Origin of the sequence: Streptococcus sp. CCUG 71758 (genome assembly GCF_011714815.1) — a bacterium.
Lineage (GTDB): Bacteria > Bacillota > Bacilli > Lactobacillales > Streptococcaceae > Streptococcus > Streptococcus halitosis.
Window position 1 is genome coordinate 1 of record NZ_RXXO01000007.1, and the last position, 15,961, is coordinate 15,961.

The 15,961-nt window shown below is 36.0% G+C and carries 14 protein-coding genes, 6 tRNA genes and 1 pseudogene; 12 read left to right on the forward strand and 9 right to left on the reverse strand.

Features of this window, described 5'->3' with window-relative positions; translation table 11 throughout:
- Window position 1 precedes the first annotated feature (1 nt).
- The 6 genes from EKB01_RS08690 to EKB01_RS08715 all read left to right on the forward strand — a co-directional run bounded on the left by EKB01_RS08690 (window position 2) and on the right by EKB01_RS08715 (window position 519).
- Window positions 2-74 (forward strand) — tRNA-Phe (locus EKB01_RS08690).
- A 17-nt stretch (window positions 75-91) separates the two neighbouring features.
- Window positions 92-172 (forward strand) — tRNA-Tyr (locus tag EKB01_RS08695).
- Between the two features lie 11 nt (window positions 173-183).
- Window positions 184-254 (forward strand) — tRNA-Trp (locus EKB01_RS08700).
- A gap of 14 nt (window positions 255-268) precedes the next feature.
- Window positions 269-341: transfer RNA gene (locus tag EKB01_RS08705), tRNA-His, on the forward strand.
- A 13-nt stretch (window positions 342-354) separates the two neighbouring features.
- Window positions 355-426: transfer RNA gene (locus EKB01_RS08710), tRNA-Gln, on the forward strand.
- Between the two features lie 9 nt (window positions 427-435).
- Window positions 436-519: transfer RNA gene (locus EKB01_RS08715), tRNA-Leu, on the forward strand.
- A 74-nt stretch (window positions 520-593) separates the two neighbouring features.
- Here EKB01_RS08715 and EKB01_RS08720 read toward each other — a convergent pair.
- The 7 genes from EKB01_RS08720 to EKB01_RS08750 all read right to left on the reverse strand — a co-directional run bounded on the left by EKB01_RS08720 (window position 594) and on the right by EKB01_RS08750 (window position 6,053).
- Entirely contained in the window at window positions 594-1,733 is a 1,140-nt protein-coding gene (locus tag EKB01_RS08720; protein WP_167266625.1) for a site-specific integrase, read from the reverse strand.
- Window positions 1,734-1,784: 51 nt separating this feature from the next.
- Window positions 1,785-2,123, reverse strand: a complete 339-nt coding sequence (locus tag EKB01_RS08725; protein ID WP_033583884.1) for a DUF771 domain-containing protein — start codon at window positions 2,121-2,123, stop codon at window positions 1,785-1,787.
- Window positions 2,120-2,386: a hypothetical protein gene (locus EKB01_RS08730; RefSeq protein ID WP_033583886.1), complete on the reverse strand. Its 267-nt coding sequence runs from the start codon at window positions 2,384-2,386 to the stop codon at window positions 2,120-2,122. The genes EKB01_RS08725 and EKB01_RS08730 overlap by 4 nt, the downstream gene beginning before the upstream one ends.
- Window positions 2,387-2,444: 58 nt before the next feature.
- On the reverse strand, window positions 2,445-3,803 hold the full coding sequence (locus EKB01_RS08735) for a Rep family protein (protein WP_167266628.1): 1,359 nt from the start codon (window positions 3,801-3,803) through the stop codon (window positions 2,445-2,447).
- A 171-nt stretch (window positions 3,804-3,974) separates the two neighbouring features.
- The gene (locus EKB01_RS08740; RefSeq protein ID WP_109289447.1) at window positions 3,975-5,414 is read right to left on the reverse strand and encodes an FtsK/SpoIIIE domain-containing protein; all 1,440 of its coding nucleotides are present in this window, start codon (window positions 5,412-5,414) and stop codon (window positions 3,975-3,977) included.
- Window positions 5,411-5,650 (reverse strand): hypothetical protein, encoded by a 240-nt coding sequence (locus tag EKB01_RS08745; protein ID WP_033583892.1) that lies wholly within the window; start codon window positions 5,648-5,650, stop codon window positions 5,411-5,413. The genes EKB01_RS08740 and EKB01_RS08745 overlap by 4 nt, the downstream gene beginning before the upstream one ends.
- Complete coding sequence (locus tag EKB01_RS08750; RefSeq protein ID WP_033583894.1) at window positions 5,643-6,053, reverse strand: hypothetical protein; 411 nt, start codon at window positions 6,051-6,053, stop codon at window positions 5,643-5,645. Before EKB01_RS08750 ends, EKB01_RS08745 begins: the two co-directional genes overlap by 8 nt.
- Window positions 6,054-6,251: 198 nt before the next feature.
- Between EKB01_RS08750 and EKB01_RS08755 the strand changes: the two genes are divergently transcribed.
- On the forward strand, window positions 6,252-7,385 hold the full coding sequence (locus tag EKB01_RS08755) for a hypothetical protein (protein ID WP_033583896.1): 1,134 nt from the start codon (window positions 6,252-6,254) through the stop codon (window positions 7,383-7,385).
- A 62-nt stretch (window positions 7,386-7,447) separates the two neighbouring features.
- Here EKB01_RS08755 and EKB01_RS08760 read toward each other — a convergent pair whose 3' ends face one another.
- On the reverse strand, window positions 7,448-8,353 hold the full coding sequence (locus EKB01_RS08760) for a helix-turn-helix transcriptional regulator (protein WP_033583898.1): 906 nt from the start codon (window positions 8,351-8,353) through the stop codon (window positions 7,448-7,450).
- Window positions 8,354-8,637: 284 nt separating this feature from the next.
- Here EKB01_RS08760 and EKB01_RS08765 point away from each other — a divergent pair, with 284 nt between their 5' ends.
- The 3 genes from EKB01_RS08765 to EKB01_RS08775 are packed head-to-tail and all read left to right on the forward strand — an operon-like array spanning window position 8,638 to window position 12,083.
- Window positions 8,638-11,154, forward strand: coding sequence for an SEC10/PgrA surface exclusion domain-containing protein (locus EKB01_RS08765; protein ID WP_050589081.1), 2,517 nt, complete (start codon window positions 8,638-8,640; stop codon window positions 11,152-11,154).
- A 58-nt stretch (window positions 11,155-11,212) separates the two neighbouring features.
- Window positions 11,213-11,608 carry a hypothetical protein gene (locus tag EKB01_RS08770; protein ID WP_109289446.1) on the forward strand — a complete coding sequence of 132 codons (396 nt, stop codon included), beginning with the start codon at window positions 11,213-11,215 and terminating at the stop codon, window positions 11,606-11,608.
- A gap of 34 nt (window positions 11,609-11,642) precedes the next feature.
- A complete protein-coding gene (locus tag EKB01_RS08775; RefSeq protein ID WP_033583901.1) occupies window positions 11,643-12,083 on the forward strand; it encodes a hypothetical protein in 441 nt (146 codons plus the stop codon).
- A gap of 393 nt (window positions 12,084-12,476) precedes the next feature.
- On the opposite strand, the pseudogene EKB01_RS08780 reads toward EKB01_RS08775, so the two are convergent.
- A pseudogene (locus EKB01_RS08780) lies at window positions 12,477-12,871 on the reverse strand (transposase); the annotation flags it as partial.
- A 224-nt stretch (window positions 12,872-13,095) separates the two neighbouring features.
- Between EKB01_RS08780 and EKB01_RS08785 the strand changes: the two are divergent.
- Complete coding sequence (locus tag EKB01_RS08785) at window positions 13,096-14,373, forward strand: gamma-glutamylcysteine synthetase (RefSeq protein ID WP_167266631.1); 1,278 nt, start codon at window positions 13,096-13,098, stop codon at window positions 14,371-14,373.
- A 75-nt stretch (window positions 14,374-14,448) separates the two neighbouring features.
- Window positions 14,449-15,933, forward strand: a complete 1,485-nt coding sequence (thrC, locus tag EKB01_RS08790) for a threonine synthase (RefSeq protein WP_033606371.1) — start codon at window positions 14,449-14,451, stop codon at window positions 15,931-15,933.
- The last annotated feature ends 28 nt before the right edge of the window (window positions 15,934-15,961 follow it).

Here is a 15,961-nt window from a genome sequence, read left to right on the forward strand (position 1 = left end):
TGGCTCGGTAGCTCAGTTGGTAGAGCAATGGATTGAAGCTCCATGTGTCGGCGGTTCGATTCCGTCTCGCGCCATATTTTATTTATAACTTGGAAGGGTAGCGAAGAGGCTAAACGCGGCGGACTGTAAATCCGCTCCTTCGGGTTCGGGGGTTCGAATCCCTCCCCTTCCATTGCTTTAGTTACGGGCATAGTTTAAAGGTAGAACTAAGGTCTCCAAAACCTTCAGTGTGGGTTCAATTCCTACTGCCCGTGTTAATATGATTATGGCGGGTGTGGTGAAGTGGTTAACACACCAGATTGTGGCTCTGGCATGCGTGGGTTCGATCCCCATCACTCGCCTATTTTATATTATTGGGGTATAGCCAAGCGGTAAGGCAAGGGACTTTGACTCCCTCATGCGTTGGTTCGAATCCAGCTACCCCAGTTACTATTTGCCGGCGTGGCGGAATTGGCAGACGCGCTGGACTCAAAATCCAGTGTCCGCAAGGACGTGCCGGTTCGACCCCGGCCGCCGGTATAGTTTAAGTTTGAGAAACGTTGATTTAACAGCGTTTCTTTTGCTTTTTGGTTAACTTTTGGTCACCCGAAGTCCTACTTAGATAAACTCTTTAAAACATTGCGTACTTTATTATTCTCTATTTCAGCTTTTTCCTTGATTAGATGACCATATGTTTCAGTGATTTCTGTAATATCTTTATGTCCCATTAGCTTCGATACAGCCCAAATGTCAACGCCCATTGCTAACATGGTTGAACAGTAGGTATGGCGTAACCCTGTACTTGTCATATTATTAGGGAAGATACGTAACATTTTTAAAATTTGTTTTAAGTGCTTATTAATGCCTGCATTGGTTACGATATTATGATTTATATCAATGAAGATCATATTCTCATCATTTGCAATGGCACCATTCTCAATGAAGACTTCTTGTTCTTGTTTTAATTTCTGAAGAACTGCTAATGTAACCTCATCAATGGGGATGGTTCGGATAGAGTCGTCTGTTTTTGCTTTTGACCAGCGATGACGAACGGTATCATATCGACGATATGTTTTAATTTCTGAAGTATTCCATAAAATACAGTCCCAAGTCAATCCTGCAACTTCTCCTGCACGGAGTCCAGTTTTTAGTTGGATCAATAGTAAGTGTGGGATGATTGATGTAGATAAATCTAAGTTTTCTTCTAAGTAACTGACCAGTTTTTGATAATCCTTAAAACTATGAATATATTTATCTTCTTTACGTTTCTTAGGAGGACGACCAGATAAAATAACACCTTCTGTAAAATCTTCCATATTAAGCTTATCACGTTTAGCAAAGATAATGACATTTCGGATTTCCGCATTCATTCTACTTACGTTATCACGACAATTTGTTTCAGCGTATTTATTGATAAAAGCTTGATATTCACTAGCTTTTATCTGAATCGCTGGCTTATCTTCAAATTGTGCTTTGATGAATTTTCCACGTATCATATGCTTATTTATGGTTGTATCAGCTTTGCCAAGTGGTTTTACAGTCAGTTCTAACCATTTTTCCCATAGACCATAAAAAGTAATATTTTTGTCTATGATCGCCCCTTGCATTAATTTTATTTCAATGCTAAGTGCTTCAATCTCAGCTTCACGCTTGGTTTTAAATCCAGAATTAGATGCGACTACCTTTTTATTCTTATCAAAGATTCGATAATCCCAAGTTTTATTTTTACCTCTTTTTCTATATGAAATTGCCATTGATTACCTCTTTCTAAAAGCGATAACCAAGATATTATCTTGGTTATCATATCACAAATCAAAAATTTCTGCAAAATGTTCTTCAAAATATTTTTTGGCTTTACTTGCTAAAAAATAGTAACGTCCGCCTTGGTTTTGAGGATATTTCACAAATCCATCTTTGTTCTTGTCAATATCAATTTTTGAGCGAATGGTTGGCTTGTATAGAACGTTTTCTAATAACCATGGACGAGACACAGAAAGCATCTCTAAAACCTCATTTAAGGTCAAATAACGTCCTTGTGTGGCTTCCTTTGTTAAATGATCATAATCATCTTTAGAAATGATAATATGGCTTTTAGGCAGCTGTATTGTAATAGGATTGAGTTTTAATTCAAATTGTGTAATCATAATGTATTCCTTTCGTTTGTAGGCTCATACTGATATTGGATGTTGAAATACTCACTGACAAAATCCATTAAGCGGTTCATCAACCACCTTGGATTGTCCTTTTGAGAATTCAAACATTCTAAAACTTGTTCAGAGCTCATCATAAGAATGTCAGTTAAAAAGTAGTCATAGCAGTTGAATCCTGTTTCATATTCAAGTGCTGCTTCGATTTGTTCAATTTCAAATAATAGGTAAATTAGTTCAGTTGTTGTTATTTTTATCATTTTGCTTTACCTCATTGTCATGATATGAGATAATCAAGTAAGAAGTTAGCTTACTTGACTAATCTTCTAGATTTTTTGGGTTGTCGTTTGAATCACTTTGGTCGGTAGATTTTACGGCAACTTTTTTGGTTTGTTTAGAATTAATGTGATTGTTTTGGATTTCTTCTAATAATTCTTGAGCTATCAGAGTCAATTCATCTTCAGAATCTTTTGTGATAGGTTCTAACTTCCAAACCTTAATTTTCTGAAATTGCAACTTTGCTTTTTCTTTTAAATCACGGATTGAATTGTAGTACCATAATTCAATATTGAGCTTGTTGTAGTCGTCATGATACATTTTTAAGATATAGCGAATACGCCGCATCAACTGATGATATTCTCTCTTTTTAGGAAACCAAGCATCAACCCAATCAAAATATGATTCTGAGTTGGTCATAATCGTTAAATCATTGATGATATAGGCATCTTTAAAACGTGAACTGAGCTGATTGGCTGAATTCGGTTCTAAAATTTGAAAGAGCTCACGATATGACATGCCGCATGATGCATCAAATTCATTGATGATCATTGTTTTTTGACCTTTGTAGCCCGAACCTAAATCAAAGCGTTTTTTATTTATTGAAGGTATATGAGCACCTAATCTGTCATGTTGTTCCGCAATAAGTCGTGCTAGAAATGATTTTCCGCTATTACCTGATCCTTGTATATAGATTCCGTTATGGTTACGTTCCCCACGACTCATACGTTCAAACTCTTTCTGAATGTACTCTAAGCGGTTTTCTTCAAATTGCCGTTTATTTTGATTCCATGCCTTTTGTGCGGTTCGTTGAGTGAATTGTTCAAACAAATCTTTTTTTGCTTCTAGTGGTAGTAATCCATCTGATGAAATTTGATAGCTAAGATCTAAGCAATACTCATCAACTTCCGAGCCATCATCAGATTGTTCTTTGTTATGGTTTTTGATTTCCCCCGTAATTGAGTTGATATAATTGCCATTCGGTGATTGAATAACTTCGTCAACATTGTAGGGATATTTCCCCTCAGCCATATTTCGCTCATTTCTATGTGTCAAGTATCTACAAGCTTTGATTACGCTCCGTACAAATTCAAGATTTTCCTCACGTGAAATCTGGAGCGATTTATAAACGGATTGATAGCTGTGAGCATGCTTGAAAATGATAACGAAATGAACGTGCAGGCATTTAGGTGTTCCGTCTTCTTTTTTATCTTTATCATGATAGATATAGTAGTAAACATCTTCATCATGTTTACAGAGTGCTTTGATACGCTTATCAATCGATTTTTTGAAATCACATTCTTTGAGCTTAGGATCAGCGTTTTTCTCATATTCATAAGAAATTTGACCAAAGAATTTACGTTTGCGAGTGTTTGGATCAATCGCTTTCTTTTTAACCATGTTGAGGTCTCCTTTGTATTTTTTTGACACAAAATGATTGTGATGTGTCATTTTGTTAAGATAGATTTGATTGTTTTTTGGACGCCACAGACGGAGAAAAATGTGGCGTCCAAAAATATCAAATAGGGTTCAAAATTTGGCACAACACAGATTCAAATGTTGTTCCAAAAGTTAAGGATTAGACGTGGATTGTCCCTGTGCTTTTCGTTTCTTAATGCCGTACAGATATGCTTTTTCAAATGTGCTAATCTTTTCAAGTCCATGTTTGTGCATATTAATATTCCAAAAGCGTCTCGGCTTAAAGAATTTAATGTCTGATGTCATGATATAAGCACTGAATCGTGGAGCATGATTGTCAATATTATCTGTTTCTCCGAAGACCATGCGAGCTAGTTCATCTGTAATAGCACCATTTGAAAGACAGATGCGAACCCCTAAATTGTCCCTGATAGCAGTAGAAAGCAATTCAGATCTAGGCTGCTGCATGCAGATACAGATATATACTCCACTACTACGTGAACGAGATACGATAGATAAAACTAAATCTTGTACTCTTTTTCGCTTTTTGGTATCAGTGATGCTTGAAAGCATTGCACTGTACTCTTCGATAATGCAGAGCTTCATTCGCATCTCTTTGCCAAAATTGACAAAAGTTGCACCAGTAATATCTTCCCTCGCGGATAATTGAGCAATTTGTTGTTCACGCTTGATGACTAAGTCAAGTAAAGTTTCAAAATAAGCTAGGATTTCTTCACTATTGGATATAATTGTACCTTTAGGTAAAAAGCTCCACGAACTGAACTCTGACTTTACATCAAAGATTGTCAGATCAACATCTTCATTGAACATGAATACCTGTGCAAGCATAGATTTTAAAAACGTTGTTTTGGAGCTATTTGTATTTCCGACCAATAATAAATGAGGAGATTGCAGCAATGAAAAGGTCAAGTCTTTTTCAACTGTAATTTCAAAATCATTAGCTGGTTTTAATTCTGTGATTCGTCTTGGCGTCAGCTGTCTTGCTTTAGCTTCTACGATATCATCAAGCAAATAGACAAATTCTGTATTATCCTCAGATAACCAGTAATCAAGGACGATCAAAGACCGATTTTTACCTATTAAACACGCTGAAAGCATGTCCGCAAATTTTTCTAAATCATCAGTAGTTTGGTCAGCTAATTTATTGATAGTAACTGTAATGCGCCTGCTTTGCTTCGAGAAGCACGCAGTCGCTTTTGAAACATCTATGAATTTGCTGCCGACTTTGCGATTAGCAGTTGCCGAATCTTTCAATGCTTTGTGAGCCTGACGCTCTATCAATCTTAATTGACGATATTGAGAAAATGAATCCGCTGCTTTAACACGATAAAGGAAACGCAAGAGTAATGAACCATTAACGAGAAGCAAGACAGCTGAGCCAAATATCATGAGATAGAATGCCCATCTACTGTGAGCCATAATCAGCTCTAGTTCAACTGCTTTCCTCATCAACCATTCGCCAACAAATCCTGTGATAAGTAAGCCTGCTCCAAAGAATTGAAGCAGGGTTACTAAACTAGGATAAGCTCGCATCATGTAACCCAAGTGAGAGTTTAAACGATATCTAATCATAACTTCTTACAGAGTTCTTCCATTTCAGCCCACATTTTCTGACGCAATAGTTCAAAATACATGTATGTCCGAATGAAATCTGTATAGCGACCGTTTGAATAAGCTAGGCTTAGATTGATAAAATCATTAATGATTTCTTTGTCTTCTGTGCGTAAATAGCTTGCGAACAGGTTTCGAACTTCACGAGGAAGATCATCAGCTGACAAGTCTGCTAGTTCTTCATGAATATTATCCATTTGTTTGACCTCCTGTTGGCCGTGTCACGTTGACTTCTTTGAGTTGTAATAGTGGCTTAGCACTTACCAATTCAGTCAACCAGTATCCGCTATTCTTAAATGAGTATCCATATGCGGTAATTTCATAAACCACTAATGGTTCAATAGAAAGAGGCTGATCAATTGGAGATAACAAAGTTACAGTCTTGCATTCTTGACCAACTGTTGCAAATTGGTATTTAAGCTTTGAAGCTGTATCTTCTTTTTTATCGTAACCACGATTATCTTTAACCTTTTGTCCGTTCTTATCACGAAGGTACTCTTTGTAAGGTGTTGCAACTGAACCTAGATTCACTGCTGTGACATTGATAGTCTCTTCAGAAGACTTATTAGCATTTGATACGATTTGATTAAATGTAGACATGATAATTCTCCGCTTCCAATATAGGAAGGTTTCTAATAAAATTATTTTGTAAATAGTTGAACGTTCTTTATTTACAATACTAGTTTACCACAAAAAAGTTATACGACAATAGTATAAAAAACAGAAAGTTAAACACTTCACATGTATAACTTTTTGTGTTATAATAATCTTGTACTTATAATAAAGGAGTAGCGTATAATGCATAACATAAAAGAAATGATTTATAGATTCACATTAGATTCTATCCCACAAAGAGTATTGGACTATCAGGAAAAGTATCGGAAAGAGCATCCTAAAGAAAAAAAATATTTCCTATATCAATTTTTATATGATAAAACTATAGCCAACAATAATCAGAAGATTATTAAAGAAAATAAAGGAGACTATCAAGATGAACCGTACTATGGTTTATCTAAAGAGTCTGCGAAGCAACGAATGACTTGTATCAAAAAAGGAGAGCGTAAAAAGATGAGCCCCACCCCTATTAGGCTTATAGCTGAGAATATGAAGATTTCGGTATCTGAATTGTTGTGGGGAAAAGAAAAAGACTGGAAGACACTTCTCCCAGCTCTGTTTTATCTTGTAATTTTTGATGCATTGAATCATATTAATAAGGGTACAAAAGAAAAGTTCTCTCTTCAAGAGAGAGCTATTGAAGTCTTAAAGCCATCCGTCGTTTTTGCATCTGAATTGGCTAAAAAAGAAATTGAATCTGATTTCTCATTTGAAAGTATTTCTTTTGATATTCATGATAAAAAGTTAGCTCAAGTAATTTTTCGACTATATCAGCCCGAGATTGAGCAACAATTTTATCAATTATTTAAACAAGTGTTTATTGACAGTGATTATGAGTTAGGCTATTTAGATGCTAAACTTAAAGTATTTGCTCATCAAGTGATTGATGAGATTGAGCAATGGAATGAGAAACAGACTGCAATCATTTCAGATTCCCTTGGTTATCAAATTTATCAAACCTATAATTTATACTATTCACATGAAATGCGAGAATATAGGAGTACTTTTGCAATAAAAAGTGATAGTCGATATTCAAAGTTAAAGCTTTCACACTATTTAGATAAAGAACAACAGATGATTGTACAATCCATTGAACGTTTTGTATCAGATTTAGAGAAGGTTCAGTCGTTGCAAGATAGTCGATTAGGATATCGTAAAACTGATAAAAAATTGTTCAAAATAGGATTTGATTTAACAGGATTTGATAAAGAATATTTTCAGGTAACAGAAGTTCAAATTGAACCGAAGCAGCTTACTCTCGATGAAATAAATGAAGATATTGAAAAGGCATATAAAGACAAAGCTTTACCTATGTAAATAGAATAAAAGAAAACCGCTAGGATTTAGTCTTAGCGGTTTAGTTTATCTTATAATAAATGTTAGAAGAGTTCTTTGCCTGTTTTATTTAATTTATGACAATGATAAGTAAAAGCTTTGATAAAATTGGAGTAGTAGTTTATATCAATAAATTTTGCACTTTCAAGATAGTTGAAAAGGTTTTTTGCTAAAGCGATTGCTTCAGGCTTGTTCCAACGAAATTGATTGTATACATGTTCTACTTCAAGGAACATGAGTGGTGTGGATAAATAACCTCTTTCAAATGTTTGCAATGATTTTATTTTTTTAATAATATCATCCGCCTTAGCGTAGTAACCAAGTTCTGAAAAATGTTTAGCTGTAAAGGTTAGACCGTTCAAAATACGAATATGAGTGTCAGTGTTGGCACTTTGTGCATACATGAGGAGGAGTTGTTTAGACATGTGTTCAACAAGTTCAAGTGGGCAATGATTGATGATACGACAGTAAATCTCCAGTTCAGCACTATTAAATGTTTCAATTTTCATTAAATGATTGATAATATGCTGAATTTTCGCTACAGTTTCATCTGTTTTAGAAATAGTGGGGTAATGTCCTAGTTTAATTGATTTTAATAGTATATCAGCTTGTAGAGGGTTGTCATTTAAATAAGTATCAAATAATTTTTCATATACAGTGGCATAAGTTAAAATATCTTCTTCATTCTTAACATGCTTCGCAAATTCAATAGAAGGAAATTCCATACAGTCGCCACCTTGGTTGGCATAAGCTGTTGCAAAATCATTCCATTCTAATCCTAAAACAATGAGTAATCTACTAAAGTTTTCAAGAGAAATACCTTTTTCCCCTTTTTCAAAGCGACTTAGAAATTGAGGGGATACAATATTGGCGGCTGCTTCCTTCAAGCTAAGTCCTCTACTCTCTCGCAACTGCTTAAATGTCTGTCCAAATGGGTATAAATCTGTCATAGTCATCTCCTTTTGTTTTTCAATATTATTATACCGTAAAATAGGTTGAAATAAGATGTAAAACCTACCTATAGGTTCAAAAAAAGGGAAACTCCCCAATTATTCGGTTTGTTTTGAAAAAAATGAACCTATAGGATAAAATCGAGAAATTACATTAATTATTTCTGTTAAAATACTCCTGAGAGTTAACTGGTAAAACAGCTGACAAATCTCTTGTTATACTACATATAACAAGGTTTGACTTTACAGCCAAACCTACCTTAATAGCAATAAAGGAGAATTTTATGGCAAAGAATACAATCAAAACCATCGCAGCAACTACTGCAATCACCCTTGCAGCCGTTGGTACACCAGCATTTGCTGATGAAGTAACACCAAAAGTTAACGCATCTAATAAATCTATCATTAAGACAGATCCATCAACAGGTGCGACTACTGAACCACATAAAGTGACATCTGATGAGGTCAAAAATAACGTTGATGCTCAGAAAAAAAATGTTGCTACTGCTCAATCTCAAGTGAACAACGCTACTGCTAACGCAACTGCTGCTGACCAAGCACAAGCTAAGGCTCAAAATGAAGCAAATGCAGCAAATCAAGCTGTCAAAAACGCTGAAGCAAACGCAGCAAAAGCAACACCAAAAAATATCGCAGCTAACCAAGCTGACCAAGCAGCAAATCTTGCTGATCAAAAAGCTAATGCTACAGAAACAGCTACTACTGATGCAAAAATTGCAACACAAACTGAAGCTGTAAACAATGCTCAAACAGATGTGTCTAATGCTGAACAAGCTCTTAAAGACGCTAACGCTGATGTTTCTGCTAAAGAAGCCCAAGTTCAATCAGCTAAAAACGCAATTTCAGGAACTGGACTTGCTCAAGTTGAAGATAAACTTGATGAAGCTAAAGCTCAAACAAAATCTACTGAAAAGAATGTCACTAATGCAGAAACTGCTTTGACTGATGCTAAGAAAGCTGACCAAAAACGTCAAGACGCAATCAACACTGCTCAAGCAGACGTTGACGCTAAAACAACTTTAGTTAACGAAACTAAAGACAACCTCACATCAGCCACTCAAAAAGCTAATGATGCTACAGCTACACTTTCTCAAGCTGAAGATAAACTAGCTAAAGCTACTAAAGCTCTAGATAGCGTTGATATTGTCAAAATTCCAGATTTGACTCAATTCAAAGAAGATAAAGCTTCAGGTGACGATGACTTCATGACTGACTCTGGTGCTACAGCTATTGAAAACACAGACGTTTCAATTGGCAAAAATGCAAAAGATGAACCTGTTGATATTGACAATCTAACTCAAGCTCAAAAAGAAGAAATCTCTCACTTATATGTTCAAGCATTGAATCAAATTCGTAGAAAACTTGGTGTGACAAACGATACATCAGTCACAAAAGAAATGATTGACGTTGCATCAAATCGTGCTAAAGCATATAAAGAAAGAGCTCAAAGTCCACTTACACATGGACACATCAGTTTGTTAGCTGGTCAAAATCTTACTGCTAGAACAGAAAATCTTGCTGGTATCGCATCTAAATCAGAACTAAAAACCATGTACGATTTGAAAAAGGCTGTTATTGATGCATTAATGCGTACATCATTTGCTGACGCACCATCAAAATGGGGACATTTGGAAAATAATCTTTCTAGTGCTTCAAATGTTGGTCTTGATATTGCAAACATCAATGGACAATATTGGCTAGTAATGGTTACCGCAGACAAAGGTGAATCAATCACTAACCCAAACAATGCTGAAGCAATTCAAAAAGCTTATGAAGACGCTAAAGCTGAAAAAGCTACAGCTCAAACTGCTTCAGAAAACGCAAATGACGCTCTCAAACAAGCATCTGCTGATTATGCTAACGCTCTAGAACTTAAAACTTCAGCTGAAAAGACATTAACTGACGCTACTGCTACACCTGTTCAAACAGCTGTTGCTGAAAACAACTTGCGTCTTGCAAAACTTGCTCTTGAAAGCGCACAAAAACGTCAAGCTGAAGCTCAAAAAGCAGTTGATAACTTCTCAGCGGACCTTGCTTCTAAGAAACAGGCTCTTGATGATGCTAAATCAGCTCTTAAATCAGCTAAACGTGTTCAAGAACAAAAAGTTCAAGCTCTTGCTGATGCAAAAACTAAACTCACAAAACAAGAATCAAAACTTGAAGCTCTTAAAGCTCAAAAAGCTAAATTAGTTGAAGAAAAAGACCGCTTGGTTGCAGAAGCAAAAGCACTTGCTACTGAATTGAAAGGCTACTTAGAAGCTCCAGCAATTCTTGCCGCTGCACAAACAACCGCTTCAGAAAAGGATACAGCCCTTAAAGATGCAATGACAAAAGCTAAAGCTGCTCATACTAAGCTTAAAGAATTACAAGCAAAACTTGCTGAAGAACAAGCTAAACTAGCTGAACTACAAACAAAATATGACCGTCTAAAAGACTTAGAAGACAAGGCTAAAGATAATAAAATTATTACCTTACCTGACGGAACTATCATTGCAATTCCTAACACAGCACCAACTGCTGAAGAACTTTCAGAATTTGACATTAACAGTTTGAACAAAGGACTTGACGATAATAAGATACTCGCTATTGATGACAAAGGCAATGTTACTGTTAATGGTCAAGCGTACACAAGTCAACAACAAGCATCAAGTAAGCCAATTTATTCACGAGTAGAACGAGCAAAAACACTACCGGAGACAGGTGAACATGAGAGTTGGTTAGCTATATTCGGTGTAACTATTCTATCTGTTGTTTGTGCAGTAGGAAGCAGAAAAAAGAATTAATTAGTGAATAAATTAATCAAAAATTAAAAGATAATTACATAATAAAAAAGAGGTTGAAATGAACGAGATAAAAGAATTTTTTATGAAGGTTGTTAATTGGTTTAAAGAGCTTTTAAAATTAAAGCAGATAATAGTAGTAGGGATAGCAATAATATCTGTGATGTTTGCTGGTAGCTTTTTAATCAAGAGTGACTTGGACGGAAGTTATTCTGGTGAAAAAGGTGGAATTACTATAGTAGTGTCAATACATGGTAACGAAGGCAATCTGGTAATGATTAAAGGTGATGAAAAACATGAAGGAAAAATTGAAAAGATTAATTCAGCTACAAAAACTTTCACATTAAAAGACCCGGATAGGGACTTGACTACAGAAATGACTTTTAGGAAGGAAGGTGACATTTTAAGACTTTCTGATGGTAGCAGTGATGATGAATTGATATTAATCAAAAAATAGAAGACTTAAAAATCAATAAGAGGAAGGAAATATTATGAAATATAAGAATATTTTAATTGGTACAACAATTTTAGGGCTTGTTACTTTTTTACTACCGGTTGTCACTGGTCGAGATATGTCACTTGCTCCGATGAGCAGGGCAGTTGCTAGCTATTTACGGTTACCATCACCCGTGATTTTATTTATTTTATGGTATGGAGCATTTTCGATTGCTTTAATATTATCTTTAGTCAATATTAAATCGATAATCTTTAGTAGAATCAGATTTGTAATTATCATATTGTTAAATATTTATGCTATCGCGGTACATTTAGCGATCACAAGTGAATTGATAGGAAGAACGGGAGCGTTAGGTTTTGGAGGAATAATTTATTATCTTAGCGCTGTAGCAAATATATTTGTATGTATTTTACTTTTTAAAGATGGTGAAATAAATATAAAGAAAGAAATTGATAGTCATAAGTCAGATTCTTAAAAATTTCAATATTTAAAAGAAAACTAGAGTGGTTAGGATTTTGAGAACTATCAAATTAAAATCTTAATAGTTAGTTAAACAACAGTTTTATTAGTTGATATATAATAAAAATCTTCTTACTCGAGAAAGTAAGAAGATTTTTAATGCGTAAAATAGTTGTTGGTCAACTTTTGGTCAACTTCTCAATTTTGAATATTAACTAGCGTGTGATAACATCTTGATTTAATCGCTTTTTGGTTATTTATTTTAACTTATTTTAACGCTAGTTTGTTGGCCACCGGTATAGTAATAATGACAAGGTTTCTAGGCCTTGTCTTTTCTTTTATCTGATTATCTGTATTTGCTTGAGTTACTAAAAATAGCTCTTTGTCAACTGTAGTGGGTTGAAGTCAGCTAAGATCGAGAAAGGACGAATTTTGTCCTTTCTTTTTTGATGTTAAGAGCGATGAAAATCCGTTTTTGAACTTTTCAAAGTTCCTAAAACTAATGGCATTTCGCTTGATAAGTTTGATGAGATTATTAGTCGCTTCTAATTTTGCATTAGAATAGGGTAACTGAAGAGCGTTGAGGATTTTCTCTTTGTCCTTGAGGAAGGTTTTAAAGACAGTCTGAAAAAGAGGATGAACCTGCTTTAGATTCTCCTCGATGAGCCTGAGCCTAGAAATTCGAAAGCGAAGCTGTTTAGCTAAGTCATAGTAAGGACTAAACATATCCATCGTAATGATTTTCACCTGACAGCGAACGATTCTATCGTAGCGAAGAAAGTAATTTCGGATGATAGTTTGTGTGGTTACTTACAGTTTACACCAATGAAACGCTATGAGTTTTTTGTTGCACTATATTTTACAATTTATCACACAAAAATAGGCTCCATAATATCTATAGGGGATTTACCCACTGCAAATATTATAGAGCCTTATTTTTGAGTGCCATTCTAATCTTTTTTGCTTAGATTTTTGGTATAATATTATTTATTCACAATTTATTTTGATTATGAAAGTGTTGGTATTTGATGTCTCGCTCTGTTGAATTACTAAAGAAACGTTACTTAAAGAATATAAAAGAGAACCCAGATTTATTTATTGGGATTGAGTTAGAATTTCCTATTGTAAATTTAGAGGGTAAAGCTACAGATGGTGAAGTTGTTAAAGATCTCTTTCGGTATTTACCATCAGTACTGGGTTTTACTATCGAAAAAGTGGATGATTTTGGGAATCCAATTCAGTTGCTTGATCCAGTCAGCCAAGATACGATCTTGTTTGAGGTTGCTTATACGACGATTGAGTTTGCATTCGGAAAGGCCGAATCTATCCAAGAGGTAGAAGAACGCCTTAACTTCTATATGGCTACGATTCAGAATAAATTGGGTGAAGCTAATCATGCTATTGTTGGCTGTGGCCTTCATCCTAACTGGGATAAAAATGAGAATTGTCCAGTGGCTTTTCCCCGCTATCAGATGTTGATGGATTATTTGAACTTAAGTAGAAGTAAGACTAGTAGAGGTTTACACGATTTTCCTGAGTATGGAGCCTTTATCTGCGGTAGTCAGGTTCAACTGGACGTTTCAAGGTCCAACTACCTGCGTGTTATCAACGCTTTTACTCAGATTGAAGCTGCCAAAGCTTATTTGTTTGCAAATTCTGAGTTTTCGGGGGCAGATTGGGATACCAAAATTTCGAGAGATATTTTTTGGGAAGAGTCCATGCATGGTATCTATCCAGAGAACATTGGTGTCAATGCTAGACTCTTTAAAGATGAGGATGATTTTTTGGATTACCTAAATCATTCTGCGATTTTTACAGCAGAGCGGGATGGTGAAACCTATTATTTTTATCCAATTCGAGCAAAAGATTACTTAGGAACCCCTGAAATTCATGCCTTTGCTCTTGATGGGGAGGAGATTCTTCTTTATCCTCAGGAGAAGGATTTTGAAACTCATCGTAGTTATCAGTATCAAGACTTAACGACTCGAGGAACAGTTGAGTTTCGTAGTGTGTGTACTCAGCCACTTGATAGGACTTTTACTTCAGCAGCTTTTCACTTGGGCTTGTTGGTTCATTTAGACAAGCTTGAGGCTTACTTGCGAACTGCTCCTTTTTTTACCACAGCTGGTCGTGATTATAAGCTTTTAAGACGACAATTTTCTAAAAAACAACTCACAGATGAAGAAGAAGCTGCGGTTCTCGAGTTTTCTAAAGATTTACTCACCCTAGCTGAGGAAGGACTGGAGAAAAGAGATAAGCAAGAAATGGTTTATTTAGAGCCTTTGAAGAAAGAATTGGGATTATAATTTCTCTTATAAAGGGAGAATTTTCTGAAAAATCATGATATAATGGAAGAGACTATAGATAAAGGATAGAGATTCATGACATTAGTTTATCAATCAACGCGTGATGCCAATAATACAGTAACTGCCAGCCAAGCTATTTTGCAAGGTTTGGCGACGGATGGTGGTCTGTTTACACCACTTACTTATCCAAAGGTGGATTTGGACTTTGATACATTAAAAGATGCTTCTTACCAAGAAGTGGCTAAATTAGTTTTATCAGCATTTTTAGATGACTTTACAGCTGAGGAGTTGGACTACTGTATCAACAATGCCTACGATAGCAAGTTTGATACTCCAGCTATTGCGCCATTGGTGAAACTGGATGGGCAATACAACTTGGAATTGTTCCATGGTTCAACGATTGCCTTTAAGGATATGGCCTTGTCTATCTTGCCATACTTTATGACAACGGCCGCTAAAAAGCATGGTTTGGAGAACAAGATTGTCATTTTGACAGCGACATCTGGTGATACTGGGAAAGCTGCTATGGCGGGGTTTGCCGATGTGCCTGGAACTGAGATTATCGTCTTTTATCCAAAGGATGGTGTCAGCAAGGTACAAGAGTTGCAAATGACTACTCAGACTGGCGACAATACTCATGTTATCGCTATTGATGGTAACTTTGACGATGCGCAAACAAATGTGAAGCACATGTTCAACGATGTAGCTCTTCGTGAAAAATTGGCAGCGAACAAGTTGCAATTTTCATCAGCTAACTCTATGAACATTGGTCGTTTGGTACCACAGATTGTTTACTATGTTTATGCCTACGCTCAGCTTGTAAAAACAGGCGAAATTGTGGCGGGTGAAAAAGTCAATTTCACAGTACCAACAGGAAACTTTGGAAATATCTTGGCTGCCTTTTATGCTAAACAAATCGGTCTGCCAGTTGGCAAATTAATCTGTGCTTCAAATGACAACAATGTTTTGACAGACTTCTTCAAGACACGTGTTTACGACAAGAAACGTGAGTTTAAAGTGACAACTAGTCCATCTATGGATATCTTAGTATCTTCAAACTTGGAGCGTTTGATTTTCCATCTTTTGGGGAATAATGCGGTTAAGACAGCTGAACTCATGAATGCCTTGAGTACACAAGGACAATATGAATTGACAGACTTTGATGCAGCGATTTTGGAACTCTTTGCAGCTGAATATGCAACTGAGGAAGAAACTGCGGCAGAAATTAAACGTGTTTATCAAACAGATGCCTATATCGAGGATCCACATACGGCGGTTGCCTCAGCTGTTTATAGAAAATACCAAGCAGCTACTGGCGATGCGACTAAGACAGTGATTGCTTCAACAGCTAGTCCATACAAGTTCCCAGTGGTTGCCGTAGAAGCAGTAACAGGAAAAGCAGGCTTAACTGACTTTGAAGCCTTGGCTCAATTACATGACATTTCAGGAGTGGCAGTGCCACCAGCGGTTGATGGCCTTGAAACAGCTCCAGTTCGTCATAAAACAACAGTGGCAGCTGCTGATATGCAAGCAGCGGTTGAGGCTTATCTAGGACTTTAAGGCAGAGGGAGTAAACTCGGTTGGGAAA